Annotated in this window: 28 protein-coding genes, 3 pseudogenes and 1 other annotated feature; of the genes and pseudogenes, 6 read left to right on the top strand and 25 right to left on the bottom strand. The window is 39.8% G+C overall.

Annotated elements, in window-relative coordinates:
• Positions 1-354 precede the first annotated feature (354 nt).
• From YYK_RS02505 to YYK_RS02490, 4 genes are all read right to left on the bottom strand, one after another.
• On the bottom strand, positions 355-1,419 hold the full coding sequence (locus YYK_RS02505; RefSeq protein WP_011922068.1) for an LLM class flavin-dependent oxidoreductase: 1,065 nt from the start codon (positions 1,417-1,419) through the stop codon (positions 355-357).
• A 125-nt stretch (positions 1,420-1,544) separates the two neighbouring features.
• The gene (locus YYK_RS02500; RefSeq protein WP_004194760.1) at positions 1,545-2,792 is read right to left on the bottom strand and encodes an ABC transporter permease; all 1,248 of its coding nucleotides are present in this window, start codon (positions 2,790-2,792) and stop codon (positions 1,545-1,547) included.
• Positions 2,793-3,488: an ABC transporter ATP-binding protein gene (locus YYK_RS02495; RefSeq protein ID WP_004194759.1), complete on the bottom strand. Its 696-nt coding sequence runs from the start codon at positions 3,486-3,488 to the stop codon at positions 2,793-2,795.
• Complete coding sequence (locus YYK_RS02490; RefSeq protein ID WP_012775008.1) at positions 3,469-4,626, bottom strand: efflux RND transporter periplasmic adaptor subunit; 1,158 nt, start codon at positions 4,624-4,626, stop codon at positions 3,469-3,471. The genes YYK_RS02495 and YYK_RS02490 overlap by 20 nt, the downstream gene beginning before the upstream one ends.
• Positions 4,627-4,839: 213 nt before the next feature.
• Here YYK_RS02490 and gorA point away from each other — a divergent pair, with 213 nt between their 5' ends.
• Positions 4,840-6,189, top strand: coding sequence for a glutathione-disulfide reductase (gene gorA, locus YYK_RS02485; protein ID WP_012775510.1), 1,350 nt, complete (start codon positions 4,840-4,842; stop codon positions 6,187-6,189).
• Positions 6,190-6,238: 49 nt separating this feature from the next.
• On the opposite strand, the gene YYK_RS02480 is transcribed toward gorA, so the two are convergent.
• Positions 6,239-6,976, bottom strand: a complete 738-nt coding sequence (locus YYK_RS02480; RefSeq protein ID WP_012775006.1) for a cyclase family protein — start codon at positions 6,974-6,976, stop codon at positions 6,239-6,241.
• A 204-nt stretch (positions 6,977-7,180) separates the two neighbouring features.
• On the opposite strand from YYK_RS02480, the gene YYK_RS02475 reads away from it, so the two are divergent.
• Positions 7,181-7,720: a biotin transporter BioY gene (locus tag YYK_RS02475; RefSeq protein WP_011922059.1), complete on the top strand. Its 540-nt coding sequence runs from the start codon at positions 7,181-7,183 to the stop codon at positions 7,718-7,720.
• 11 nt (positions 7,721-7,731) lie between these two features.
• On the opposite strand, the gene YYK_RS02470 is transcribed toward YYK_RS02475, so the two are convergent.
• Positions 7,732-7,947 (bottom strand): YdbC family protein, encoded by a 216-nt coding sequence (locus YYK_RS02470; protein ID WP_004194749.1) that lies wholly within the window; start codon positions 7,945-7,947, stop codon positions 7,732-7,734.
• Between the two features lie 91 nt (positions 7,948-8,038).
• Here YYK_RS02470 and YYK_RS02465 point away from each other — a divergent pair, with 91 nt between their 5' ends.
• A complete protein-coding gene (locus YYK_RS02465; RefSeq protein ID WP_011922058.1) occupies positions 8,039-8,362 on the top strand; it encodes a hypothetical protein in 324 nt (107 codons plus the stop codon).
• A gap of 419 nt (positions 8,363-8,781) precedes the next feature.
• On the opposite strand, the gene YYK_RS02455 is transcribed toward YYK_RS02465, so the two are convergent.
• Both YYK_RS02455 and YYK_RS02450 read right to left on the bottom strand, forming a co-directional pair.
• Complete coding sequence (locus YYK_RS02455) at positions 8,782-10,068, bottom strand: peptidase U32 family protein (RefSeq protein ID WP_014917216.1); 1,287 nt, start codon at positions 10,066-10,068, stop codon at positions 8,782-8,784.
• 297 nt (positions 10,069-10,365) lie between these two features.
• Complete coding sequence (locus YYK_RS02450; protein ID WP_011922056.1) at positions 10,366-11,295, bottom strand: peptidase U32 family protein; 930 nt, start codon at positions 11,293-11,295, stop codon at positions 10,366-10,368.
• A 160-nt stretch (positions 11,296-11,455) separates the two neighbouring features.
• On the opposite strand from YYK_RS02450, the gene YYK_RS02445 reads away from it, so the two are divergent.
• Positions 11,456-11,767 carry a DUF3270 domain-containing protein gene (locus YYK_RS02445; protein ID WP_012775004.1) on the top strand — a complete coding sequence of 104 codons (312 nt, stop codon included), beginning with the start codon at positions 11,456-11,458 and terminating at the stop codon, positions 11,765-11,767.
• A 25-nt stretch (positions 11,768-11,792) separates the two neighbouring features.
• On the opposite strand, the gene nmlR is transcribed toward YYK_RS02445, so the two are convergent.
• The 3 genes and pseudogenes from nmlR to YYK_RS02435 form a co-directional block, all read right to left on the bottom strand.
• On the bottom strand, positions 11,793-12,203 hold the full coding sequence (nmlR, locus tag YYK_RS02440; RefSeq protein ID WP_012775003.1) for a stress response transcriptional regulator NmlR: 411 nt from the start codon (positions 12,201-12,203) through the stop codon (positions 11,793-11,795).
• Between the two features lie 88 nt (positions 12,204-12,291).
• Positions 12,292-12,456: pseudogene (locus tag YYK_RS10345) on the bottom strand (phage tail protein); the annotation flags it as partial.
• A 129-nt stretch (positions 12,457-12,585) separates the two neighbouring features.
• Positions 12,586-13,413 (bottom strand): class C sortase, encoded by an 828-nt coding sequence (locus YYK_RS02435; protein WP_012775002.1) that lies wholly within the window; start codon positions 13,411-13,413, stop codon positions 12,586-12,588.
• Between YYK_RS02435 and YYK_RS02430 the strand changes: the two are divergent.
• Positions 13,381-13,770: pseudogene (locus YYK_RS02430) on the top strand (transposase); the annotation flags it as partial. The gene YYK_RS02435 and the pseudogene YYK_RS02430 overlap by 33 nt on opposite strands.
• On the opposite strand, the gene YYK_RS02425 reads toward YYK_RS02430, so the two are convergent.
• From YYK_RS02425 to YYK_RS02395, 7 genes are all read right to left on the bottom strand, one after another.
• Positions 13,771-14,157, bottom strand: coding sequence for a hypothetical protein (locus YYK_RS02425; RefSeq protein WP_011922052.1), 387 nt, complete (start codon positions 14,155-14,157; stop codon positions 13,771-13,773). It lies immediately after the preceding pseudogene.
• 18 nt (positions 14,158-14,175) lie between these two features.
• Complete coding sequence (gene lepB, locus YYK_RS02420; RefSeq protein ID WP_014917214.1) at positions 14,176-14,778, bottom strand: signal peptidase I; 603 nt, start codon at positions 14,776-14,778, stop codon at positions 14,176-14,178.
• Positions 14,768-15,061 carry a hypothetical protein gene (locus tag YYK_RS02415; protein WP_002938694.1) on the bottom strand — a complete coding sequence of 98 codons (294 nt, stop codon included), beginning with the start codon at positions 15,059-15,061 and terminating at the stop codon, positions 14,768-14,770. The genes lepB and YYK_RS02415 overlap by 11 nt, the downstream gene beginning before the upstream one ends.
• A gap of 1,448 nt (positions 15,062-16,509) precedes the next feature.
• Entirely contained in the window at positions 16,510-17,358 is an 849-nt protein-coding gene (locus YYK_RS02410) for a bifunctional methylenetetrahydrofolate dehydrogenase/methenyltetrahydrofolate cyclohydrolase (RefSeq protein ID WP_011922050.1), read from the bottom strand.
• Between the two features lie 129 nt (positions 17,359-17,487).
• Positions 17,488-18,222, bottom strand: a complete 735-nt coding sequence (locus tag YYK_RS02405) for an amino acid ABC transporter ATP-binding protein (RefSeq protein WP_002943067.1) — start codon at positions 18,220-18,222, stop codon at positions 17,488-17,490.
• Entirely contained in the window at positions 18,215-18,904 is a 690-nt protein-coding gene (locus YYK_RS02400; RefSeq protein ID WP_002938702.1) for an amino acid ABC transporter permease, read from the bottom strand. The genes YYK_RS02405 and YYK_RS02400 overlap by 8 nt, the downstream gene beginning before the upstream one ends.
• A 125-nt stretch (positions 18,905-19,029) precedes the next feature.
• A complete protein-coding gene (locus YYK_RS02395) occupies positions 19,030-19,260 on the bottom strand; it encodes a DUF1797 family protein (protein ID WP_002938704.1) in 231 nt (76 codons plus the stop codon).
• A gap of 223 nt (positions 19,261-19,483) precedes the next feature.
• Between YYK_RS02395 and YYK_RS02390 the strand changes: the two are divergent.
• Positions 19,484-19,777 (top strand): annotated as a pseudogene (locus YYK_RS02390) (ATP-dependent Clp protease ATP-binding subunit); the annotation flags it as partial.
• Positions 19,778-20,196: 419 nt separating this feature from the next.
• On the opposite strand, the gene ileS reads toward YYK_RS02390, so the two are convergent.
• The 7 genes from ileS to YYK_RS02355 all read right to left on the bottom strand — a co-directional run bounded on the left by ileS (position 20,197) and on the right by YYK_RS02355 (position 26,681).
• Complete coding sequence (gene ileS, locus YYK_RS02385; RefSeq protein WP_014917212.1) at positions 20,197-22,986, bottom strand: isoleucine--tRNA ligase; 2,790 nt, start codon at positions 22,984-22,986, stop codon at positions 20,197-20,199.
• A 10-nt stretch (positions 22,987-22,996) separates the two neighbouring features.
• Positions 22,997-23,440, bottom strand: coding sequence for a GNAT family N-acetyltransferase (locus tag YYK_RS02380; RefSeq protein WP_012774999.1), 444 nt, complete (start codon positions 23,438-23,440; stop codon positions 22,997-22,999).
• 21 nt (positions 23,441-23,461) lie between these two features.
• Positions 23,462-23,663 (bottom strand) — a binding site (T-box leader).
• Positions 23,664-23,669: 6 nt separating this feature from the next.
• A complete protein-coding gene (locus YYK_RS02375) occupies positions 23,670-24,359 on the bottom strand; it encodes a DivIVA domain-containing protein (protein WP_011922043.1) in 690 nt (229 codons plus the stop codon).
• Between the two features lie 8 nt (positions 24,360-24,367).
• Positions 24,368-25,159: a YlmH family RNA-binding protein gene (locus YYK_RS02370; protein WP_011922042.1), complete on the bottom strand. Its 792-nt coding sequence runs from the start codon at positions 25,157-25,159 to the stop codon at positions 24,368-24,370.
• 2 nt (positions 25,160-25,161) lie between these two features.
• A complete protein-coding gene (locus YYK_RS02365) occupies positions 25,162-25,425 on the bottom strand; it encodes a YggT family protein (RefSeq protein ID WP_011922041.1) in 264 nt (87 codons plus the stop codon).
• A 4-nt stretch (positions 25,426-25,429) separates the two neighbouring features.
• Positions 25,430-25,993 (bottom strand): cell division protein SepF, encoded by a 564-nt coding sequence (locus YYK_RS02360; protein ID WP_012774998.1) that lies wholly within the window; start codon positions 25,991-25,993, stop codon positions 25,430-25,432.
• 16 nt (positions 25,994-26,009) lie between these two features.
• Complete coding sequence (locus YYK_RS02355) at positions 26,010-26,681, bottom strand: YggS family pyridoxal phosphate-dependent enzyme (protein WP_011922038.1); 672 nt, start codon at positions 26,679-26,681, stop codon at positions 26,010-26,012.
• Positions 26,682-26,684 lie beyond the last annotated feature (3 nt).

Here is a 26,684-nt window from a genome sequence, read left to right as displayed (position 1 = left end):
GATTGGGAGTGGGAAAGAACTCAAATAATCATAGAGAGTTCGTCAACAAGTTCATATTTCCAGTTGTTGAGCTGAAACAGTCTATCCCCAGACTGTTTCACTCCCACCCCCGCACAGCTCCAAAGGTTTGGGGAACCTTTGGAGGTCGGAGATAGAGCGAACAGAGTTCGCTACAGAACAGTCAGAATAGTGACTGTTGGAGGTCGGAAATAAAGCGAACACCGTTCGCTTCAGCCGTAGAGGAAGATGTGGAGTGTAAAACACGAACAAATCTTCCAATCAACCACTGCGCTGAGATGTTGACTCCACTTTAGAGAAGTGAGGCTATTATAACGTCCCATCCTTTTTATCTCATCAGTCCTGGGACTGATTCTCTTCTTTTTTTGCAAAATAATCTCGGACAATTGGCACAACTTCTTTTCCGTAGAGTTCGATAGCACGGAGGACATCTTCATGTGGCATTGAGCCGATTGGGAGATGGAGGAAGAAACGGTCCAAGTCAAGTGTTTCAATAGTCTTGATAATTTTTTCAGCAACTCGTTTTGGATCTCCGACGATGGTTGCTCCTTCGTCTGTCAGAGAGTAGAGATATTGCGCCTTGGTCATCTCGCTCCAATGTGGGCGGTCTTTGGCAATATTGTCCGTAATTACTTTAGTTGGATGATAGTATTCTTCCACAGCCTTGTCATGGTCGTCTGCAATCCAACCCCAAGAATGGGCTGCAACTTTCGTTTTCTTTGGATCATGACCTGAGTTGCGAGCAACCTTGCGATAAGCATCGACTAAAGGTTTAAAGCGATGGGCACCTGCACCAATGACTGCATACACGATTGGCAGGCCTTTCTTAGCAATCTTGATGGTGGACTCTACATTGCCCCCAGTTGCAACCCAGATCGGAAAATCTTCCTGAACAGGACGTGGATAGACTGGCTTATTATCGACTGACTGGGTAAAATGCCCATCCCACTTGAGATTGGTTTCCTTGCCGATTTCCAGAAGCATATCTAGCTTTTCATCGAAGAGTTCTTCATAGTCGTGGAGATCATAGCCAAACAAGGGGAATGACTCCGTAAAGGAACCACGACCCGCCATGATTTCCGCTCTGCCATTTGACAAAGCATCAATGGTGGTGTACTGCTGATAGAGCCTTACAGGATCCATGGAGGAAAGGATTGAAACTGCTGATGTTAGCTTGATATGCTTGGTATTGACGGCACCAGCTGCCAGCACAATCTCAGGTGCAGAAACCGCAAAATCTTCTCGGTGATGCTCCCCAATCCCATAAACATCAAGTCCCACCGCATCAGCTAGTTCGATTTCTTTGACTAGCTGGCGAATCCGCTCGTCGTGGCTGTAAGTTTCCCCTGTTTTTTCTAGTGGAGTTGTTTCGCCAAATGTTGAAATACCTAATTCTACCATGATGTGTTCTCCTTTGAAATCACTATTTCTTAATTGATGCGTTTATTTTATCGCTAATTAGTGATAAATTCAATTAATTTGCTCAAAAAATAAAACGACTAGGAAAACCTAATCGTTTCAATAGATTATTCATAGCGCAAAGCTTCAATTGGATCAAGCTTAGATGCTTTGTTGGCAGGTAGTACGCCAAATACAATACCAACTACTGCTGAGAAAGCCAGACTACCTAACACAACAGGAATTGAAATTTCAGCAGCTATTCTTTCGCCCAACGCCTTGCTCACATTGAGCAAGAAAACTATTGTCTGAGCGATTGCGAGACCAATTGCTCCACCAAGAGTGGTCAAGACCATGGCTTCTATCAAGAATTGAATCAAGATATTTCCTCTAGTTGCTCCAAGCGCTTTTCGAAGACCGATTTCACGAGTCCGCTCAGTTACTGATACCAGCATGATATTCATGACACCGATACCACCAACTAGCAAGGAGATACCTGCAACAGCACCGATAAACAATGTAACGCCAGACATTTGAGATTTAAACTCCTCCAACATAGCTGACATATCATAAATCTCGTATCTCGCTTCTTTCAATCCAGTCGCTTTAGTCAGGTAATCTGCAGCAGCCTTCCCAACTTCTGTTGCCCGAGTAACATCTTCAACATGGACAAAGATTTGAGAATTTTCTTTCATGCCTGTTTCAGCAGCTAGCTGCGTATTAGTCATGACGGCATTTCCACCTGAATTCATTCCATAAATAGCTGTGCCTGCTTTCGGATCTTTGTAGACCCCTATTACTAGATAGGCATTGCTATTAACACTAATCGTCTGATTGAGAGAGTTCTCTATAGAACCAAATAACTTCTCTGCTAATGCCGTATCTAACATAATCATACGTGAAAAACGACTATAGTCGTTAGCTGTAAACTGACGACCAGCTAAAATCTCATACTCTTTCACAGCAAAGAAATTCTGGCTAACACCAGTAATAGTGACATTCTCTGCTTTTTTATTGCCCGATCTGACTTCAGCTATGTTGCTGATGCTGGAGTAATAGTTTGATACGCCATCAATCTCTAGCAGTCCTTTTAAAGTAGAATCCGTCAAATCCGGCTCTTCCTCTAAAATTGGTTCTTCTGTCGACGCTGTGCCAAACGGACCGAAAGCTGTACCTGAACTGGAGAAAGCAGTAAAGTAAACCTGAACATTATTTTGATCACCAGCTAGAGACTTTTCTATGCTTTTGGCCACCCCTGTTCCCATGGCGACAATAATGACAACTGCAGCCACACCAATGATGATACCTAACATAGTAAGGAGCGATCTCATTTTATGAGCCATAATAGATTTGAGGGCGAATTTCCAATTTTCCATCTAAACTCCCTCCCTTCGACTATCTTCAGTGATCACTCCATCACGTAGAACGATTTTTCGTTTTGCGTAGGCAGCAATCTCAGGCTCATGCGTAACCATGATAATGGTCTTTCCTTCATTATTCAACTCCGTCAGAAGTTGCATAATCTGCTCACCTGTCTTGGTATCTAGAGCCCCTGTAGGTTCATCCGCTAAAATAATAGCTGGGGTATTGACTAGTGCACGAGCAATAGCTACCCGTTGTTTTTGACCACCAGACAATTCTGATGGTAAATGCGTCATCCGCTCTGCCAACTCAACTTTTTCAAGATACTGTTTTGCTAGTTCCTTACGTTTGCTTGATGGAACTCCAGCATAAATCAAGGGTAATTCTACATTTTGAAGGGCGTTAAGTTTCGATAAGAGGAAAAATTGTTGAAAGACGAAACCGATTTGGTCATTCCGAACCTGAGCTAATTTTTTCTCAGAAAGTTGACTGACTTCTTCACCTTCCAGCCAATAGTTTCCTGAACTGAAACGATCCAAAAGCCCAATAATGTTCATCAAGGTTGATTTCCCTGAACCAGAGGGCCCCATAATGGCAAGAAATTCTCCCTCTTCCACCTCTAAATCAATATTCTTTAAAACTCGGAGTTCTTGATCACCATTTTTGTAGGATTTATTGATACTTGTTAGTCTAATAAGCTGGTTCTTCATTGGCTTCAACCTCTTTGCCATCTTCGAGATTCGGAGTTGGAATGGTAATAACCTTATCTCCTGCTGCTATACCAGCGGTCACTTCCTGGTTCAAAGCATCTGCGTTCCCCAGAGTAACTTCTACTTTCTTAGCTTTCCCATCAACCAAGGTCCACACATAGTTTTTATCTTCTTCTGGCACAACTGCGGACACCGGAATTAAAATGTTTTTACTTGTATTGACAACCTCAATATTTACAGAAAATCCTTGTTTCAACTCACCTAATTCACTAGTTAAAGCTGCCTTAAATGGATATTTGGCACCTGAACCACTGGTTCCTGTTGTAGCAGCACCAGCTTGATTACTAGATGGATAGTTTGAAATATAGGTAATTTTCCCCGTCCAAGTCTTATCGGGATATACCTTGCTAGTCAGCTTGACCTCTTGATCCACTGCAATGTTAGCCAAATCGTATTCTGTCAAACTACCTGTTACTTGCAAACTACCTTGATTTACAATGTGTACAACTGTTTGGCTCGATGTAGAATTCTTAGAAACAGCCTTATTCACCTCAACAACTGTACCAGCAACGGTACTAGTTACTGTCGCTTCTGTTAAGGCTGTATATGCTTTATCAACCGCAGCTTGAGCATCTGCGTATGAATCATTCAAGTCTGCCAACTGCATATCTACTGAACGTTGTGCAGTAGCAGTTGCTGCAGCATCTGTTTCTGCATCACCAGTTGTTTGAACAGTCTGACCGTTGGTTCTTAAGTCTGCAATTTGGCGACCAATCTTATCACGACCACGAACAGCAGTATCCAAAGCAGACTGTAATTCTGTAGCATCATAGCGAATCAAAGGGGTACCTACTTCGACCTTAGCACCTGGAGCAACCAAAACCTCACTCAAATCTCCCTTAGAAGGATCATAGTAAACATACTGCTCGTCTGCTGCTGTAATCGTTCCTGTAAGTAGCGTTGAGGAAGCAATTGAGCCTTCTTTAGCAACAGTATAGGTCATACTCATGGCTACATCTTCTGAAGATGATGGTGATGTTAGCATATTGCTAAAAATCAAAGCCCCACCTACTAAGGCAACTGCGACCACTCCAAGACCACCAAACAAAGCAATTTTTGCTTTCTTTGTTTTTAACATAACAAACTCCTTTTCTTTACAAAACATACCTATTTGTGTTGTCTATATAATACACAAATACAAGAACAAATGCAAGTTTTTTCCTAACTATTTTATAAAAAGTTCGGCAATTTTCCCACTTACATTTTTGTAAGGTGACGTAGCAGATTTTTGATTGACATACAAAAAAGCGTTACAATGAATATAATTATTGACCTTTATTGGAGGAAATTTATGAAAGTGTTTGATATTATCGCTATCGGTGGTGGGAGCGGAGGCATCGCTACCATGAACCGAGCTGCTATGTACGGTGCCAAGGCAGCAGTTATTGAGGGAAGCTATCTAGGAGGGACTTGTGTTAACCTTGGCTGTGTACCCAAAAAAATTATGTGGTACGGCTCTCAGGTAGCAGAAGCCATTCAGCATTATGGACCTGAATATGGATTTACTAGCCAAGAAGTGACCTTTGATTTTGCCACCTTGCGTAAAAATCGCGAAGCCTATATTGAGCGTTCACGCGCATCCTACGGTAATACTTTTAACAATAACGAAGTAGAAGTTATCCAGGGTTTCGCACGTTTTGTGGATAATCAAACGGTTGAAGTCAATGGTGAACTGATTCGTGCAAAACACATTGTCATCGCAACTGGCGCCAAACCGGTAGTCCCTGCTATTCCTGGTAGTGAGCTAGGGATTGTATCTGACGATGTCTTTGCATGGGAAGAATTACCCTCTTCTGTGGCTGTGATTGGTGCTGGTTATATCGCTGTGGAAATGGCCGGTCTCCTACATGGACTCGGTGTCCAAACTGACCTATTTGTTCGTGGTAATCGCCCTCTTCGTAGCTTTGATACCTACATTGTTGATGCCTTGATGGAAGAAATGCAACGTACCAACCTTCCACTCCATACCGGGAAAACTCCTGTCAGTCTTGAAAAAACTGATGATGGACAAATCCAGATTAACTTTGCTGACGGTAGTAACCATATTGCTCAGAAGGTCCTTTGGGCAATTGGACGTAAACCAAATATTGACAAACTCAACCTGAAAGCAACTAGTGTTCAACTTACTTCTTCAGGACATATTTCTGTCAATGAATACCAAGAAACAGCTGTACCAGGCATCTATGCCCTCGGTGATGTAACTGGTGAAAAAGAATTAACACCCGTTGCAATCAAGGCAGGTCGCCTTTTGGCAGAACGTTTATTTAACAATAAACCAACCGCAAAAATGGATTACACAACCATCCCAACTGTCGTCTTTTCTCACCCCGCTATCGGAACCGTTGGTCTAACTGAGGACGAAGCGATTACCCAATACGGTCAGGACAATGTAAAAGTCTATACTTCAGCCTTTACTTCTATGTACACTGCCCTAGAAAACAATCGCCAAATGGCTAAGTTTAAATTAGTAACTGTGGGAGAAAATGAAAAAGTCGTTGGACTGCACGGCATTGGCTATGGTGTCGATGAAATGATTCAAGGATTCTCAGTTGCTATCAAAATGGGAGCTACAAAAGAAGAATTTGATGCCGTTGTCGCCATCCATCCGACAGGTTCTGAAGAATTTGTTACTATGCGTTAACTCAATTGAAAAAGTCCAGACATGAAGGTCAGCACTGTCTGGACTTTTTTTATGGTAATATGGCAATTGCTCGCACTGGTGAACCCGAAGCCTTCTCCCAATGAGGAAAAGCGATTGAAATCAATGCACCTGTTGGCGGTACCTGATCCAAGTTTGCCAATACTTCCAACTGATAAATATCTTTTGATAGGAGATAGTATTCTTCTGATAAACTTCCTCCGTGTTTGGCTGCAGATACTCCTGAATCGGTATCCAATGTTTCATGACCAACTGCTTTCACCTGACGTTCTTCAATCAAATATTCTAGAGCTTCATGACTCCATCCTGGTGTACGTTGAACTCCATCTTCGTCTAGATTACGAATGGCATCTTGACTAGGCCAGCGCTTTGACAAATCCGAACGAAAGGCAACAAAAGATTTTGGCGCTATCGGACCATATTCAGCCTCAAAGTCTAAAATATCCTGCTTAGTTATCTCATAGTCATTATTTTCTATAACAGCAGCTGATTTATCAATAACGTAGAGTGGCAGGAGTAAATCTTTCAAATCAATCTCATCAAGATAACGAGCCCCTTCTACAAAATGAATCGGAGGATCAATATGGGTTCCGTACTGCCCCACAACCGTAAATTGTTCGACAAAGAAGCCATCCTTATGAGTAAATAGGGCTTTCTTTTCGAGAGCTGGTAGCGCAGGGAAATGCGGGCTCTTTTCATTGATTTGGTGAGTCAAGTCTACCCAAGTTTTAGATTTAAGAGTACGGTAAATATCAAGTAATTCTGTCATAGAAATTCTCACTTTCTTTTTTTATTATTCTAGCATAGGTATAGGTTGTTTTACATATAATTTATTGCTTTTAACTATATAAGTTTCTTATTAGCTGTTATAAAAATCACCTATAGAGTTGTTACAGCCGATGAAAGAGCATTGACTTTCTTATCCAATCTCACTATAATTTTTGTTAACCATAAAATTTTAAGAGGATAACAAATGAAAACAACTTCTATCAAATCACTTGTTTATATCGCTATTGGAACAGCCTTAATTTCCACCCTTTCACAAATCAGTCTGTCTATCGGACCTGTACCATTTACATTACAAACCTTAGCTATCGGCTTAGTAGCTTGTCTATACAAACCCAAGGAGGCAATTACAAGTGTCAGCTTATATCTAGTTCTTGGCGCTATCGGTTTACCTGTTTTTGCTGGTTTTTCTGGTGGCTTTGCTGCACTCACAGGACCGACATCTGGCTTTCTATGGGGGTTTCTACTCTACACTATCATCACTTCTGCCCTCACTAAATCAGACTCCTCACCAGTTACAATTTTTCTAGCCTGCCTACTTGGAACAAGTATCTGTTTCCTTCTCGGCTGTTGTGTATTTAAACTAGTTTCAGGTGCCAGTTGGACTGACACTATCGGCTGGACTGTTCTGCCTTTCATTCTTCCTGATTTAGCTAAAATTACACTAGTCATGATTTGTCATCGTTTATTGCAACCTGTTATCAAAAAAGAAGCCTATTTTGCTTAGGCTTCCTTCATTTATTTATTAGCAAACGCGTCGAGTAGAACTTGAAATTCCTCATTACTAAGAGTGATCCCTTTCCCCATCTTGGTATGGTCAGGACTCCAGGTACGGATGTCATACTTGGCTGGTGCGCCATTAAAAGATACTCGATTAAGCTCCTTGGTCCATCCTTTATCATTTTCAGATAAGACCAATAATTTTTCTTCAATTTCAAATGTAAATTCTGCCATTTGTTACCTCCTCACTTATCTATTCGAAAAAGCTTGTCATTTTTATAAAAATTAGATAATATAATTATATCAAGTTTGAAAGGATTATGCCATGAAGAGGTTTTTAGAAGTTATTTTCGAGCAGTTCACCATCTTTTTAGAACATGGCAAAGCTCCTAAGTCTATTGAGCCAGATAGCAAGGAAGAAATCAAGAATAACTTGGAGCTGGCTTTATATAAAAAAGCTGCAGTCCATGTCATCTATGGTGATCGTAGTTTCACAGGTGACATTGTGAAATATGATACCGATCGCCAACGGATTATCATGAAAAATTTCAAACGTCAGGTTACCAGCATTATAAAAATCGAGGACATCAAAAAAGTCACCTTGGTTCCAGATAGCATCAAGACTTCTCAACAACAAACAAAAGGCTGAAATTTCAGCCTTGCAGATTGAAGAAAAAGTCCATTTTGGACAATTTTCTTCAATCTTTTTTCTTTATGTTGAAAATTAAAAAACTCTCAGAAACGCCGAAACTAATCAATGTTTCTTAAGAGTTTAATGACTTGCTATCTTTCGCAAACTTCTTCATTTTTTTATATTTTTAAGAGTTTATCTACGTTCTGAGGCTGAAATTTCAGCCTTTTTATAGTCTTTTAGTTTACTTTTAGTACTCGCTCCAAAGGTTTGGGGAACCTTTGGAGGTTGGAGATAGCACTTGCGGAGCAAGTCACCCCTGCAGAGTACGGCAAAGCGAGTTCAAACAATCCAGTGGAGTGTTTGAAGTTGGAAATAAGGAAACGGAGTTTCCTCTTACGTCGAAGTAATAAAAGAAAAACTAAATGTCTATATGTTTATGCACGAATAGTTAGAGATTGCCCATCTTCTTGGTAGAGGTTGATGAGGCCTGATTTGCAGGCACGAATCATGTCACCAGGATAGATTTCACGGTCCAGCTTAATAGTTAAGAGTTCCATCGGCTTGTTGGCGCGGTCAATCTTTTCTCCATTTGAATCATGCAAGTCCTGAATAGTCGTTTCAAAATGACGGAAACCTGGTCCGTAAAATTCTACTTGGTCACCTTCATTGATAACATTACGCTGACGAATGGTTGCAGTCATGGTTTCCTTGTCAAAAGCCACTACTTCGGCGATGAATTTGTATTCTGGAATTTTGCGGCGGGCTCCAAAGAGTTGCTCATTTTCACTCGGCGGGCTATAGTAGAATCCTGTTGCCAATTCACGTTGGGCAACCTTCCACATCTCATCAATCAGGTCTTGCTTGATCGCTTCAAACCTTTCTGGGCTTTCAAGATAGGCATCTACCGCAGCCTTGTAGCAGTTGGTCACTGTTGATACGTAGTGAACAGATTTCATACGGCCTTCGATTTTCAGGCTATCGACCCCGTTTTCAATCATATCTGGAATATGGTCGATCATACACATGTCCACTGCAGACATAGAGAACTCCTCTGGTATTTCCCCCTTAATCGAACGGCGTTCTTCGCCGAAAGGTAGGTCGTAGAGGTTGTACTTCCAACGGCAAGATTGGGAGCAACCGCCGCGGTTGGCATCGCGTTTGCTCATGTGGTTGGAGAGAACGCAACGACCTGAGTAGGAGATACACATGGCACCGTGGACAAAGGCTTCGATTTCAACGTCTGTCCGTTTACGGATTTCAGCCACCTCTTCCATAGTCACTTCGCGGGCCAGGACGACACGAGTCAAGCCCAATTCCTTCCAAAACTCAAAGGTTTCGTAGTTGGTGGAAGAAGCCTGGGTTGACAGGTGGATTTCAAGGCCTGGCGCTTCGGTTGCACAGATAACGATGAGAGCCGGGTCAGATACGATAACGGCATCCAAGCCCATGTCACGCAATTCGCGGAACCAGGCTCCTGCTCCTTCTTCATTACCTTCGTGGGTGACCATGTTGGCAGCTACATAGACCTTGGCACCACGGGCATGGGCATATTCAATCCCTTCCCGCATCTCGTCCATGGTAAAGTTACCAGCTCGGCTACGCAGACCGTAGGCCTGGCCGCCAACAAAGACCGCATCAGCACCATAATCAATGGCAACCTTCAATTTCTCCAAAGTCCCAGCAGGTGACAAGACCTCGGGACGCTTTAATGTTTTTGACATCATGTAAAATCTCCTCTATTTGCGACGGTTTCCACATGAAACGATACTTTTCCATGTGGAAACCTAGTGCAGAGTTTAGAAAATCGCTCAAAGGCGTTTTCGTGCTCTGACCTTACATTGTAAGTGACAGAGCTAACTCTGCCAGGATAGAATACTGTAAACGATGTTGTTTCACTCGGAAACCTAGGGCAGAGATTAGAAAATCGCCCAAAGGCGTTTTCGTGCTCTGACCTTACATTGTAAGTGACAGAGCTAACTCTGTCAGGTTAAAGTAAATAAATTCTGCTATAAATATTATTATTTAACCTTATTGCGGTCAAATTCGTAGAAGCCTGTATCCAAGCCACGTTCAGCTGGATGGAGCTTACGTACCTGTTCATCCAAAAGGAAGGCCTGATCATAAGTGAAGTCGCCTTTTTCAATCAAATCTCTTGCTTGAACAAAAAGCTTAACAATTTCCACAAAGTTCTGACCAGGGCAATAGATACCATCAAGTTTCCAATTATGATAACCATGTTCATCTAATTCTGACAGCTTGGTCATCATATCAATGTCATTGTTGATAAAGATATGGGTGCCATGCTTATCTTCAAAAATGGAATAGTGGCTATCTGGGTCACTCGGCTCAGCTAAGAAAAGTCCGCGTCCACGTGACAAATCTGTCTCATCAGCTTTTGTAAAATTGTAGTAATTCTGTAACAAGGTTCGTTTAGAATGGTGAATAACAGAGGCGCCGTAGACCAAGATTTCCGCTGGCATTTCCAAGTTCTTAGCAATATCAAAGAGTTCTTCTGATGGAATCTCTCTTGCCAAAACAGCCTCTACTGCTCCATGATCTTTCCAAAAGTTAATCTGACGACTGGAAGTCACAAAGACAGATGTATCATAGATTAGCTTGAAATTGTAGCCATCACGTTTATTGATATAGAAAATTCCAGTATCTCCGACAACCAGATAATCAACCTTGATTTCCCTCATTAGCTCCATAAACGGTTTGATATTGTCCATCATATCTTGATGCATGAGGGCATTGGCAGCGACCGTCAATTCCTTCCCAGCGCTATGAACTAGCTCTGCTATTTCCCTGAGTTCATCATAGGTAAAATTTGTTGGGATGCGAAGAGCATGGTCAGCTTCACCTACATAAATGCGGTCAACGCCTGCTACAAGCAGTTCTTTGACCTGCTCAATACTTTCAGCTGTTGCTGTAATGATAATTTTTTCCATAAGGATAATTATATCAAAAAGAGAAATATCTGATAAGTGACTAGCCGTGTTTTAATATTCAGACTTTTCTAATATCCTTCTTGTAACATTATTGTAATATAAATGACATAATAATTCATCAATGATATGGTATTCTTTAAAGAGCAGAAAAGGAGACGATATGCCATTAAGACACTATCAGTCCCATGAGTACCAGTACGAAGAGTATATCCCGAAAGAGAAAAAGGCTAATTTTCAAACCTATCAAGCAAAAAATGCCAATAAAGAACGTCTAAAGGAATTGTTGTTTTTTGTTAATATCGCATTTTTTAGTTTGATAACAGTCATCGCTAGTTATGTCTATCTATCTGTAGGCATTCCTGTTTTTATTGCCATCATATTGGCAAGTGCGACGGGTTTTCTTGGACTACGTTTGGTTCAAATTGGACTAAAGAAGAAATTTAAACCCAAACAAGTTATCAGAAAAAATTAATAATGAAGTATGAAGACAGAGAAAGTTATTCTCTGTCTTTTTTGCATGAACCACTGCCGTCTGTAAACAATTGATTTTCTGCACCTCTTAATATAGTCTGGTAATTTTCTATCTTATAATCTAAACGTTCTAGAGCTTGCTGAATTTTCGACAAGCGTGACTGCAGGACTTCCCGTTCCTCTTTTAGTAAATCAATCCGGGCTTCCACAGTACTATCGCCAGCCTGCACCAAGCCCATATACTCAATCAAGCGCTCAATAGACATACCAGCACTCCTAAAACAGCGAACAAATTCCAAAACGGCTACATCATTTTCCACAAAGTCCCTTACTCCAGAAGATTTTCTTGCAATTTTGGGAATAAGCCCTACCCGCTCATAGTAGCGAATGGTATCTGCCGATAGACCTGTTACATCACTAACTTCTTTAATGTTCATATTCATTCTCCCTTCGTTTTGTATATCTATTATATACCTTGAAGTCAAGTATGCGACAAAAAATCTGAGTTTCCCCAGATTTTCTCCCCTATAAATAGTTACCCTTGACAACGAAGAAAGTGCCACGGATTTCCCCAGCTAGTTTGGAGCGTTGGCGGGCAAACTTGAATTTGCCTTCAAATTCTTTGGGAATTTCAATGCCGTAGCCGACCGCTCGCTTGCCACCTTTTTCTGGCGTATAGAGGACATTGACATATCGTCATTTGGTTTATCTTCTATTTCACCTTTTGGATGATTGGGAGTTGAAAAACCTCCCTTTCCTAAGCTTAAAAGCTAAAGAACAAAGTCGAATGGTTTGACATTCTTTGCGATATTATCTAAGTCACATAAACAAATTTACTTCTTTTTTTATAAAAAATAAACTCCAAAGTAGTCCTAATAAACATAAAGCAATAAAAGGAGAAACCAGTATAGGTTTTACAATTGATCCTTCTGAGACTACTTGCCTAGCAAGTAGTTGATTTTCAATTCGATGACCTCTAACTAATAATCGGTGGCTATTAACACCATAAGGTGTGCAAGTCACAAGGGTTACGAAATCCTCATTCGGATCTATCATCAAAGGAGATACATCATCTGGAGTAACCGTAATAATTTTATCAATTTCGTATGTCAGAGTGTTATCTAAAACTTGTATCATAAATGTGTCCCCTATAACCAGCTGATCTAAATCAGAAAACAGTTTTGCAGAAGGCAATCCCCGATGTCCTGAAATAGCAGCGTGACTTCCCTGACCGCCAATGGGAAGGGAAGTCCCAGCAAGGTGACCTACTGCTACCTGCAATACGGCATCATCCGTTCCGTGATAAATAGGTAACGTTGTCTGCAACTTAGGAATTTCTACATAGCCCATAATACCAGTATCTGTGATATTTAAAATTGAGTCATACTTTTTTAAAGCTACACTGTCTATATTTAAATTAGGTATTGTCCCCTTTTCGAGCGTGTTGTTATATGCACTGACATTTTCTAAAATTTTTTGTTTTTCTTCTTTTGAAATATCCAATAATTTCTCAGAATAAGTAGCTACTGCTTCTGATTGATAATGTGAGTTCCAATAATCACTTACTGTTGGATATAATAACAATAATAGGCCAGTTATTAAGAAAAAGACTAGCAGACTCAAATCATGCCTGATTTGACTAGCCATCGTGCTTGTCAATTGGCTTTTTCAGATGGTCATACGCATGATTTTACCCTTTTTAAGGAGAGTATTGGCTATAGTTTGCCCCAAAATACCCTTGCTTTCGTAGATTTAGGGTATTTAGGCATCTTGAAATTTCACGAAAATACCTTTATTCCTGCTAAGCATTCTAAACATCACCTCTTAACCGAAGAGGATAGACGGTTGAATCGAGAGATAGCTAAAATCCGTATTGAAGTTGAACACTTTAATGCCAAATTTAAAACCTTTAAAATCATGGCACAGCCCTATCGTAATCGTAGAAAACGGTTTGAATTAAGAACTGAGTTGATTTGTGGTATCATCAACCATGAGATGATGTAGTTACCGAACAAGTCCAATATATTTTGTACTATCTTCTGAGGGTAAAACCTGTAACCGAACTGGCTGTTCAAATGTATGCTCCTCATAGTTAACTTGTACAGTTATATTTTCATGTTCAGCGAATAAGCTTCCAGCAGATTGAACCTGTGCCAATTGTGACTCCGCCTGTTCTTCTTGAACTGGCTGTTCTACTGTTGTTGGCTGATTATAGACTGATTGCAGAACACTCTCCTGACTGTCTGTCTCTAAAGTAATGGCTGGTAAAATCAGCAAATATGATATTCCAAAAGCCATAATTATTGACAACACCATAGTTATTTTTGCAGTCTTTTTCTCTCGAAAGTATTGCTGAACAAATTTAAACAATCTTTCCCATAATATTTTCATGTTTTATATCTCCTTCCTTTATTTGATTACTCCCATTTTATGAAATGGCCATATCCGAAAGGTTAACTTTCCAACCAGTTGCTCCTCACCAATCGACCCAATAGCTGTATTTCTAGAATCAATAGATACACTGCGATGATCTCCCATTACAAAATATTGACCTTCTGGAACCTGGTACGGTAGTTTAATATCAGTTTGACCATAGGCCTTATCTTTAACATAGGGTTCGTCTAATGTTTTTCCATTTGCATAAACATTCCCCTGCTCATCTATATTTACCCACTGACCAGAAGTTGCTACTACTCTTTTTACCAAAACCTTATTATTGTAGTAGAATGCAACCATATCTCCAGTTGAAAGTGTATTTGTCTTCACAGTTGCTACCATATCACCTGCTTTCAGAGTAGGAGACATGGAACTTCCATAAATATGTAGAACTGGCAACCATAACATGGCTATTAATACTGCAAGTGCAACGACAGTAACAAGCGTGAAAATAGTATTTTTTAATGTCTCTAAATACCGCTCTTTATATCGTATTTTATCCAGCTCCTCTGACATTATTGATATACTGGGTAAATCTGATATGGTAACATAATCCTTATTTTTATTAGTCGCCATCCTCATCTGTTCTCCCTATTTCACAATTATCAGATTGTTTATGTGTAACTTTTTGAACTTGTTCAAGATAAATATTTGCAGCCAATTGTGCTTCTTCAAAAATCCTAGTAACTGCTAGAGACGCCTCCGCTATCGAACCAATTTCTCCCAAAACCGCTTCGCGATACTCAATTCTTTTTTCCAAATCTACTAATTTTGCTTGATAAGACTCTATTTCCTTTGCCTGCTCAACCAAGAGTTCAAATAATTCAGAACGCTTCAGTTTTTCTAAGGTCTTTTGCATTTAACATTGCTTCTTCCTCTCTCCTTTTTGCTTATATTGCTTTCGCTACAAAATATATGCTTATTTACTTCTAACATATCACCTATCAATCAAAACATATACATTTTTGTGAATATAATATGATCAAATTAGCCTGTACGTGATACCAAACCAATCCTTAGTTTGTCAACAATGCCAATTTCTTAAAAAACACAAAAAAATCAGAACTTTTTGCACACATATGTTTAAGTTAAAATATGTATGCAAATCGAAAAACTACATCCTTCTGATTTCTCAAACAATTCCATTAATATAAATATTTTTTTCATAGCTAGTGCATCACTAGATTCCCCTCATTTGTTTCATATATTTTTTTGAAAAAACATACGAAAAACAAAGAAAAAACAATTTATTACATTACCCTGTATAAGGGATAAATTGATTTTAGTAGTGATTTGCAGATTGTAACTTATTTAAAATTGAACATCCTCCAACTTTAGATTTTTAGAAACGCATACACTGCTCCTATCTAGCGATAAATCGGAGAAGAAATATTTAACGAATGATAGAGAAGTTCTTTAAATATAACGTAGAACCTGTATTTGATAACAAATGTTTCTAACTAAATACTATTCACAAACCTCTATCACTCTTATGTGGGTATATGAGTTTTATCCTATTATTACTCAGATAAGGCTAGGAGTAAAACCGTTCCATTAGCAGTTTCACTGAAAACGTCCCACAATCACCTAAAACATTATAAACACAAAATGAAAGAGAGAAAGAACTAAACAGATAATACTCAATGAAAATCAGACTAGGCGACGCAGATGCAGATAGAACTGAAGTTCATCAAATCAAGTCAACAACGTCTGATTTTGATTTTCGAAGAGTATAAAAGAGTTCGGCAATAAATCTTTATTCCCAGTTGTTGAGCTGAAACAATCTGTCTCCAAACGTTTTTACTACACTGGGATGTTGTTCAAACTTTGAGAAATAGTACTGTTTTTTTGTACAGATCCATTTTTGCATACAAAAAAACCTGATCACACGATCAGGCTTTTCAGGAGATTATGAAAAATATTTAGGATTGGGTATAGTATAACCAATATTACTAAAAGTCACATCCGTCTTAAAACTGATTTATTGAATATGACTAATAAAATAAGTAGAGTCGTTTAAAAATAGACTTATTCATACGGGGACTGCACTCATTACTGTTAGCTACCAAAACTACAAGCATAATTTAAGAACCTGTATTCACAGTTCAACGCTTCTATTCTAAGGCTAGTTTTTAAGCTACTCATCATTAGTTTTTTTCAAAATACAATCAATATCCCCCAAAAAAATTACCTTGATTAGCTAAATCTGTCTCTTAATATGAGTACTTCGCTTGTAAATACAGGTTCTAAGAACAGGGCTTTACCAAAGCAGGCATGGATATATTTATTTTTATTAAACTCTCTATCTTATTTTGCACTTCTGACACAAGCTTCATAGGTCTGTTCCATCAACATGGTAATAGTCATCGGACCAACACCACCTGGAACCGGGGTAATATAACTTGCCACTTCTGATACCTCATCGTATTTGACATCACCGATTAGCTTGCCATTTTCATCACGATTCATACCAACATCAATCACCACGGCACCTAGCTTAACAAATTCCTTGGTCACAAAATGACCACGACCAATGGCAACAACAAGAATATCGGCCTGACGAGCAAGATCTGGCAAGTTTTTGGTGCGAGAATGCGCAATCGTTACAGTAGCATCGGCATCCAATAACAGCTGTGCCATCGGTTTACCAACAATATTAGAACGACCAATAACTAAAGCAGACTTCCCTTCCAGCTCAATCTGATATTCTTTGAACATTTCCATAATTCCTGCTGGGGTAGATGGAATCATAACAGGATGACCTGACCAGAATTTCCCCATGTTAGTCGGATGAAAACCATCCACATCCTTATCTGGGTCAATGGCCAACAAGACCTTCTCCTCGCTGATGTGGGCTGGTAAGGGCAATTGCACCAAAATACCATGCCATTCATCATCCTGATTATAGCGCTCAATCAAATCCAACAAGTCTGACTCAGAAATCGTATCTGGAACGCGAACAACCTCACTCTTGAATCCAGCAGCTAGAGCTGACCGCTCCTTATTCCGTACATAAACCTGACTAGCAGGATTTTCGCCAACTAAAATAACTACAAGACCTGGTACCAACCCCTTTTCTTCTTTTAATCGAGCAGTTTTCTCCGCCAAAGCAGCCTGCAATTTTACACCTAGTGCTTTCCCATCAATGACTGTCATACCTACACTCCTTTTGTTTTTTCTATTATACCCTAAAATTCTCCGACTGACTATACTTGTACAAAGTAGAATATAGCATATAGCAAAAAACTCCGAACAATATCGGAGTCGTACTTATTTGTTCATTTATTACAAGACCTTAGACAAGAAATCCTTGGTCCGTTCTTCCTTGGTATGTTCAAAGACTTCTTCAGGCGTTCCATCCTCCACGATGACACCGCCATCCATAAAGATAACCCTGTCAGCTACCTCACGCGCAAATCCCATCTCATGAGTCACGATAACCATGGTCATCCCTGACTTGGCCAAATCCTGCATTACAGCAAGAACTTCACCAACCATTTCAGGGTCTAGTGCAGAGGTCGGTTCATCAAAAAGTAGGACATCTGGGTCCATGGCCAGACCACGTGCAATAGCGATCCGTTGTTGCTGACCACCTGAAAGACTTTGTGGATAGGCATTTGCCTTATCTGGCAATCCTACCTTTTCAAGTAATTCCTTAGCCTTCTTCTCAGCCTCATCCTTTGCAATTCCCTTTGTCTTAATAGGTGATAAAGTAATGTTATCTAATACCGTCATATTCGGAAAAAGATTGAACTGTTGAAAAACCATTCCCATCTTTTCACGCATCTTGAAAATATCATTTGACTTGTCAGTAATATCAACACCTTCAAATGTAACAGTTCCCTTGGTTGGCACTTCTAAGAGGTTCATTGTACGTAAGAAAGTCGATTTCCCTGACCCTGATGGACCGATAATAACGACCACCTGACCTTGTTGAATATCTAAATCAATTCCTTTTAGAACCTCATTCTTTCCGAAGTACTTATGTAAATCCTTGATAGAAATAATCGCATTAGACATGGAACTGCCCTCCCTTGTTCAACTTTTTCTCAAACGACTGAATAATCACTGTTAGCACCGTTGTCATAATTAGATAATAGCTCGCTGCAAATACAAGTGGTGTTAAAGGAATATAAGAAGTGGATTGAACTGTCTGAGCACCGTTCCATAATTCCATCACACCGATGGTTGACAAAAGTGAACTATCCTTAACAATAGTCACAAATTCATTTCCCAAGGCTGGAAGAATATTCTTGATAGCCTGTGGCATGATAACGTAACGCATCGCCTGCTTTGGTCTAATACCAAGCGAATAAGCTGCTTCCAGCTGTCCTTTTGGTACAGCATTAATACCTGCACGAACAGTTTCAGATACATAGGCACCCGAGTTCATCGAAATAACAATGATACCTGGAATCAAGCGCGTCAAATCAACCGTCAAAATTCCTAGCTGAAAAGTTGGTGCTACAAAATGTGTCATCGCAAAAGCAATCATAATCTGGACAATCATCGGTGTCCCACGGAAAATCCAGACATAGATATTGGCAGTCCAAGCTAAAACTTTATACTTACTACGCTGAGCAAAGGCAAGCAACACACCTAAAATACTACCAAAAAATACTGAGAAAAATGCAATAATGAGGGTAACAATTGCCCCATAATTAAAATAAGCCCAATACTCAGGCAAAAAAGAAAAATTCATTCATCTTACTCCAATTCTGTCATTTAGAGTCTATTATACCATTTTTGAATATTTATGCAATACTTTTGTTTATAATATTCAATTTACACAAGAAAAAAGCACCCTTAGGTGCCTCTCACTTCTTCTTAGTACAATAGCTCATAGATTTCCATTGCAATCAAGTCGATGCTGTCAAACGCGTACGTTTCACGAGCAGCAACATCACGCAAGGTAAATACTGAACCATTTTCCTCGTCATAGCTATAAGCCACTTCTGCAACAACAATACCATCACGTTCGAAATTACGTTTCAACGTACCGCCGTCATTAGCCATAGCCTCCAGACGATTGATAATTCTCACCAAATGTGATTCCATATTCGTTCTCCTAATCCTTTTTATAGGAATATTTTACCACATATTACCAAAAAAGTCTTATTTTTTCCCTATTTTCTTCCTATCGCCCTATTTTTCATAGAAAGTTTTTCCAAGCGTAGCAGTTTCTTGATTTTTCTATGAATCTTGTTATAATAAAGCTAGAACTGACCTTTTTTGACTATTTAACAATAGGTCACATTTTTTCACAGAAAGAGGTAGAATTATGCTCTGCAAAAATTGTAATATCAACGACGCAACGATCCATCTCTACACCAACTTAAACGGTAAACAGCAGCAGGTAGACCTCTGTCACAACTGCTACCAAATCATGAAAACAGACCCTCATAATGCTATCCTACGTGGGTTGGGAGATTTAACAAATCCTAACAATATGGATCCCTTTAGTGAATTTTTCAATCACCTAGGTGGCTATCCTGGCAATACCCCTGCTGGAAAAAATCGCGAACAGACTCCTCCCACTCAAGCCGGTGGGCATAATGGACGTGGTGGACAGACCGTTTGATTGAAATGTCTATTCCCATTATCGCAGAAGTGTAAGAAGCCATCTGGCTTCTTTCAGATTGAAGAAAAGGTCCATTTTGGACAATTGTCTTCAATCTTTTTTCTTTATGTTGAAAATAAAAAACTCTCAGAAACGCTGAAATATCAATGTTTCTAAGAGTTTAATCACTTGCTATCTTTCGCAAACCTCTTCAATTTTTTATATTTTTGGAGTTTGTCTACGTTCTGTAAGAAGCCAGATGGCTTCTTTTTTTCTATTTATACTCAATGAAAATCAAAAGTAGCCTAGGAAACGAAGCCGAAGATAGAACTGGAGTTCATCAAGGCTCTTGACAACGAATAATTTTGATTTTCGAAAAGTATTACAAAAAAAGCCTATCGCTAGATAGACTTTAACAAATGTATTGTGATTGCTTAGGCTTCAAAACCTTGAGCTACTGCTTCAGCAAAGTTTTCTTCCACTACGCTTGCACAGTGGTCACAGATTGTTGCGCCATAGCTGCGCTCTGCAACACTAGTATCAATACAGCGGCAACGGTCACATACTTCACCGGCTGCACGTTCTACAGCAAAGGCAACTTCATCAACCACAAGCGCTGTTGATGGGGCAGTTTCAGTTGTTACTGTCAAGTTTGAAACGATGAGCAACTGAGCAAGGTCTGCATTCAAGCTCTCCAAGAAGGACTTGGTTTCAGCTGAGACATAGGCAGTCAAATGAGCTTCAAGTGACTTACCAATCACTTTGGCATTGCGTGCTTCTTCCAAGGCTTTTTGTGCCTGAGTACGGAAGACCATAAAGTTTTCCCAATCAGCTAAAAGCTGCGCTTCATTAGCAAAGGTTTCCACCTCTGGCATTTCCGCCAACTGAACAAATTCTTCTGCTTCGTGTTCCAAGTAAGACCAGATTTCTTCTGCCGTATGTGGTAAGATTGGCGTCAAGAGCTTGGTAATTTTCACCAAGATGTCATAGAAGACAGTTTGCATCTGACGACGAGAAAGTGATTTAGCACCATCAATGTAGACGACATCTTTGGCAAAATCGAGGTAGAAGGCTGACAAATCAAGGGTTACAAAGTTTACTACAGATTTGTAGATGCCCATGAAATCATAATTGTCGTAGGCTTCACGGATTTGAACTACCAATTTATTGAATTTCACCAAGAGATACTGGTCAACAGAACGAAGCTCTTCGTATGCCACCGCATCACTTGCAGGATTGAAATCCGAAGTGTTGGCAATCAAGAAGCGAAGGGTATTACGGATTTTACGGTAGGTTTCAGAAACCTGTCCAAGAATATCCATAGACACACGGACATCGTTTGAAGTATCAACGGATGTCACCCACAGACGTAAGATTTCTGCACCAAATTGTTTCTCAACATCACTTGGTAGAATGGTATTGCCTAGAGATTTAGACATCTTCATCCCATTACCATCAAGGACAAAACCTTGTGACAAGATAGCTTTATATGGCGCATGACCATTTACAGCAACAGAGGTAATCAAGGATGAGTTAAACCAACCACGGTATTGGTCTGAACCTTCAAGGTAGAGATCAGCTGGGTAGGCAAGGTTTTCACGGGCATTCATGACACCATTCCAAGATGAACCAGAGTCAAACCATACGTCCATGATGTCTGTTTCTTTGGTAAATTCGCCATTTGGTGAACCTGGGTGAGTGAAACCAGCTGGTAAAAGATCTTTTGCATCAGATTTCCACCAGATGATAGAACCATGTTCCTCAAAGAGAGCTGCTACATGGTCTGTTACTTCCTTGGTCATAATAGCTGTGCCATCTTCAGCATAGAAGATTGGAAGCGGCACACCCCAAGCACGCTGACGAGAGATAACCCAGTCACCACGGTCACGGATCATGTTGTAAAGACGCGTTTTACCCCAAGATGGATTGAAAGTTGTTGCTTCGATTTGGTCCAAGATTTCCTGACGGAATTTAGAAACAGAGGCAAACCACTGTGGCACTGCACGCCAGATGATTGGCTTCTTGGTTCTCCAGTCAAATGGGTAGGAGTGATTGATCACTTCACTAGCAAGAAGCAAGTCACCCAATTTTTCCTTAACCGTTGGCACAACCTTGTCATAGAATTGCCCTTCAAAATCAGGACCCGCAGCTTCATTCATCAAGCCACGTTCGTTGACAGTTACCGCAACCTCCAAGTCATATTTGACACCGACATTGTAGTCATCCTCACCAAAGCCTGGAGCCGTATGGACGATACCAGTACCTGAGTCCGTTGTAACATGGTCACCCAAGATGACCAATTCATCCACTTCTCTATCCCATGGGTGTTCGGTCACGATATATTCAAATTCAGCACCCTTGTGTTTTGAAATCACTTCGAAGGATTCCCAACCGAATTTGGCTGCCAAGCTATCAACCAAGGCTTCTGCCAAGACATACTTACGGTCAGAGCCAGCAGGTTGAACCAAGACATAGTCAATGTCTGCTCCCATTGTCAAACCGCGAGAAGCCGTTACTGTAAATGGAGTGGTTGTCCAGACAACGATGTAGCTGTCTGTATCCAAGAGCCCCTTGCCATCTTTGACCTTATTGGCATAATACAGAGATGTTGAGTCAATGTCATGGTATTCGATTTCAGCTTCTGCAAGGGCAGATTCAGATGACCATGACCAGTAGACAGGCTTAGCACCGCGGTAGATATAGCCCTTGTCTGCCATAGCACCGAAGACACGGATCTGAGCTGCTTCGTAGTCTTTTGTCAAAGTGATATATGGATTTTCCCAGTCTGCAGAAACACCCAAGCGTTTAAAATCATCACGTTGCTTGTCAACCTGGCTAAAAGCGTAGTCACGACACATTTCAAGGTATTCAACCAAGTCCATTTCCTTGCGTTTGACACCTTGTTTTGCCAAGACTTGCTCAATAGGAAGGCCGTGTGTATCCCAACCCGGTACAAATGGAGCACGGAAACCAGACATTGACTTAGAGCGAACGATAATATCTTTAGAAATCTTGTTTAAAGCATGTCCAACGTGGATATTTCCGTTAGCATATGGAGGGCCATCGTGGAGGTGGAAGGCTGGTTTGCCTTCATTGAGTTCTTGGCGACGAGCATACAAGTTTGCTTCATCCCAGGCCTTTTGCCATTCTGGCTCACGTGTTGGTAAGCCTGCACGCATAGGAAATGCTGTCTTACCTAAATTGAGTGTTTCTTTTAGTTTCATCATAACTCCTTTATTTTATAATTAATTCCATTTTCATTTCTTGGCCTTCTAAACCAACGGATTGAAAACCAATTTTTTCTAAAATGTACCGCATTTTATGATTGCCAATGACATAATTTATCGAAATTTTATGACAAAGCGGATCCGCCTTCGCCTTTCCAATTATTTGCTGGATGGCTTCTTTTCCGCATCCACGATTTTGAAAATCCTTATCAATCAACAAGCGCCATAAATAATAACTATTATCTTTGGGTTCAATAGATAACATTGCAAAACCAACAACTTTTCTGCCAGATACCACAGCATATGGTAGAATCATCCCCGAATCTTTATATAACCAAGCTTGGGCTAAAGAATATTCAACCGATGCCACTCGGCGTTGGTCCTCAGATGCAAGTTGAACTTGTAACACTACTTCAAAGTTATCCTTGTTTACTAATTCTAATCGTATCATAAAAATAAAAAACTCCCGCCAAATAAGGACGAAAGTTCGTGGTACCACCTTAGTTTAGATAGAGTTTCCTCTATCCCTCTATGTTCGTAACGTGAACGGACGTCTCTCCTTACTATTTTCAGGAAAGATCAAACAAAGTGATGATCCATAGAAAGAGATTGTAGGGCTTCCACCATCTCCTACTCGCTTAAAATATTTCTAACGACCTTGTCTTTGCTTATGATTTCTATTATTCTTCTATTGAAAGTACTACAGATTCTCCACTCTCAAAAGCTGCTGCCTGACGAGTTAATTCTGCAATCTCTTCTGGTGTCAATTGACGTGTATAATCCAAACTTTCTTCTTCAACAGGTAATTCTTCATCCAAAGCCTTATGAAGAACATCACGAAAGGCTTCGTCACTTGTTTGAATGTAACTTGCTGTTGGGCGGAGGATTTCCTCCCATTCAGATGAATTAACCAGTGATAATTGGCTTTCTACTGTTGATTTTAGACGCTGATGGAAAATACGTGTCTGGTTTTTTAATTCTTCAGTTTCAATGACAACTTTTTTCGCGTTGTCAGTCGCATTACGAAGAATTTCATTTGCCTTATCTTTAGCTTCATGTAACAATGTTGCCGCATCATAGTCAGCTTGTTTAATAATATTTGCCGCTTGATCTTCAGCCGCAACCTTTACTTTCTCAGCTGTATCTTGAGCTAAAAGAACTGATTTACTCAATGATTCTTTCATCTCATCAAAATAAGCCAAACGTTCTCGCAAATTTTTCAATTCTAACTCTTGGTCATGATTTTTACGAATTAAATCCTCATAATCACGTGTTACAATGTCCAAAAAGTCATCAACTTCATCTGCGTCGTATCCTCTAAATTTTGTAGCAAAGGTTTTATCTTTTAATTCTAATGCTGTAAGTGCCATCTTTCCTCCTAAGTTTTAACAATGTCTAACTTTAATTTTATCTTCCCTTGCTTAGAAAAACCTAAAAATTCATTTAGGCGAACTCTACCATATCTCCTAACACTAATTAATTGCCCTATTTCAACTAATTTACTGGTTTGTTCTGTCAGAACATAATCCAACTTCACATGTCCAGCCTCAATCAACTTGTTTGCAGTTGCCCTTGAAAGATTAAATGCGACCGAAATCAATTTATCCAATCTCATACTAGAAACCAACACATCCTTTGAACGCCATTCCTGTCCAATCGGTAGTCGAACAGTCGTCCATTCTTCTTCCTTTCCCTTAACAGGGACACGAGCAACTTTAGTGATAGATTGTAAGGCAATCTGCCCAAATTTCTGATCGATAAAGACAATCAATCGTTCATCATCAATCAAAATATCACCCAAATACTCCCTTTTAATCCCTAGTTGATTGAGAAAAGTTCCAAGAACTTGTGAATGGGATAAGGTGTGAAATTTTCTAGCATAGGACAAATGAAGAGCGGTTAACTCAAAGTCCTTGATGTCCAACTCATAATAAGTCGGGGCAATAATAACCCGCGAATGTTCTGTCGAAACAAGGTCACGACTAGAAAACGTTTGTAACTGGTAGTAGTTAGCAATTTTGCATACAATTTCATCTTGTCTAGGATGTAAAAAGTGAGTTAATCTGTATGAATACGTATCTTCAACTTGCTGACACATATCCATTATTTTCTCTACAAACTCTCTTTCTTCCCTAGAAAAATGTTGCAATAAGTTTTTGTCATTTTTCATAACTATGCTAACAGGAGCAATAATTGAACCAAGAAGCGTGTTCCCATATTAAGCGCAATCATGGCTGCCATTACGGTCCAATCCAACCCCATAAACTGCAGATTTAACCGCCTAAAGGGTTTTAAAATCGGTGCTACCAGCCATTGAATCAAACGACCAATCGAGCTTGTGTATAGGCTAGGAAACCAACTTAGCAAAGCGTATGCCAATAAGAGATAAGAATAAATTTCTACAATTTTTAATAGTAAAAAAATCAAAATTTGCATAGCGTTACCGTTTTATATCAAATTCAAAATTTGAATCAGCCACACCAGTAGTTGTACCAGCATTGCGCAATTCTTCAATATTGACTGTGACATTTACTGGAGTTAACAGCCACATGGTATTTGAGACCTTTTTCAAATTTCCAGATAATACTGAACGAGCACCATCCAAGTAGTCTAGGCAACGTCTTGCTTGTTGCTCCGACATATATTGAAAATCAATGAGAATACTCGCATTGTCTAATAAAAGATTTACCATCTCTGGTGCATCTTCATAACGTTTTGGAAACTTAATATCAATTGTAGTTTTGACAATCTCTTTTTCGTTATTATTAGTCATCAATTCTTGCTGCCTTTCATGTAGGCGTTGAAGTTGACTTTCTGAACGTGCTTCCCGACGCGTCTCTACTTTTGGCTGCTGTTCGCGCACAGGTGCAACTGTAGTATTGGCAACACGCATTTTAGGACGATCATTAGGCATTGAATAGGCATCTGCCTGTTCTTCAACTTCATTGACTTCGTCAACTTCAAAGTAATTAAATAAGTTCTTAAATGTATCTTTTAATGCCATATTTTCCTCCTCTCCATTATTCAAAGAATGCTGAGCCAATTCTCACATATGTAGCTCCGTGAGCAATGGCGCGTTCAAAGTCCCCACTCATTCCCATACTTAACTCTGTAAAGGGCATACGTGGTAAGTTCCTTGTAGCTAGTTCTTCTTGGATTTCCTGCATTTTAGAAAAGATCTCGTCTAATTCATCATCTGTAGCATCAATCGGTGCCATCGTCATCAATCCAACAAGTTCAATGTTCTCCAATAAACTAATTTCAGCAAGTGCCGCATCAATCTCAGATACTGCAAAGCCATGCTTACTCTCCTCACCGGAAACGTTGACTTGGAGGAAACACTTGACTATTTTAGTCGCACGTTTATCTATTTCCTGAGCTAGTTTGACAGAGTCTAGGGCGTGGAAATAATCAACAAATGGAATAATGTCCTTGACCTTTCTTCTCTGTAAAGTCCCTATCAAATGCCATGTCAATTGTTTGTCTGCTAGGGCATTATACTTTTCTAAGAACTGATCGACTCGATTTTCTCCAATATGAGTAATTCCAGTATTCACTAGCTGATTAGCAATAGAGCTGTCAACATATTTGGTGACAGCTATTACCTTTACTGATTCACTTGGACGACCTGCCTTCTCAGCAGCTTTTGCAACTGCTGAAAAGATAGCATCCTTATTCTTTTGAAAATTCATTTT

The organism is Streptococcus suis S735 (assembly GCF_000294495.1).
GTDB classification, from domain to species: Bacteria; Bacillota; Bacilli; order Lactobacillales; family Streptococcaceae; genus Streptococcus; species Streptococcus suis.
This window is presented reverse-complemented; position numbering and strand designations above follow the sequence as displayed.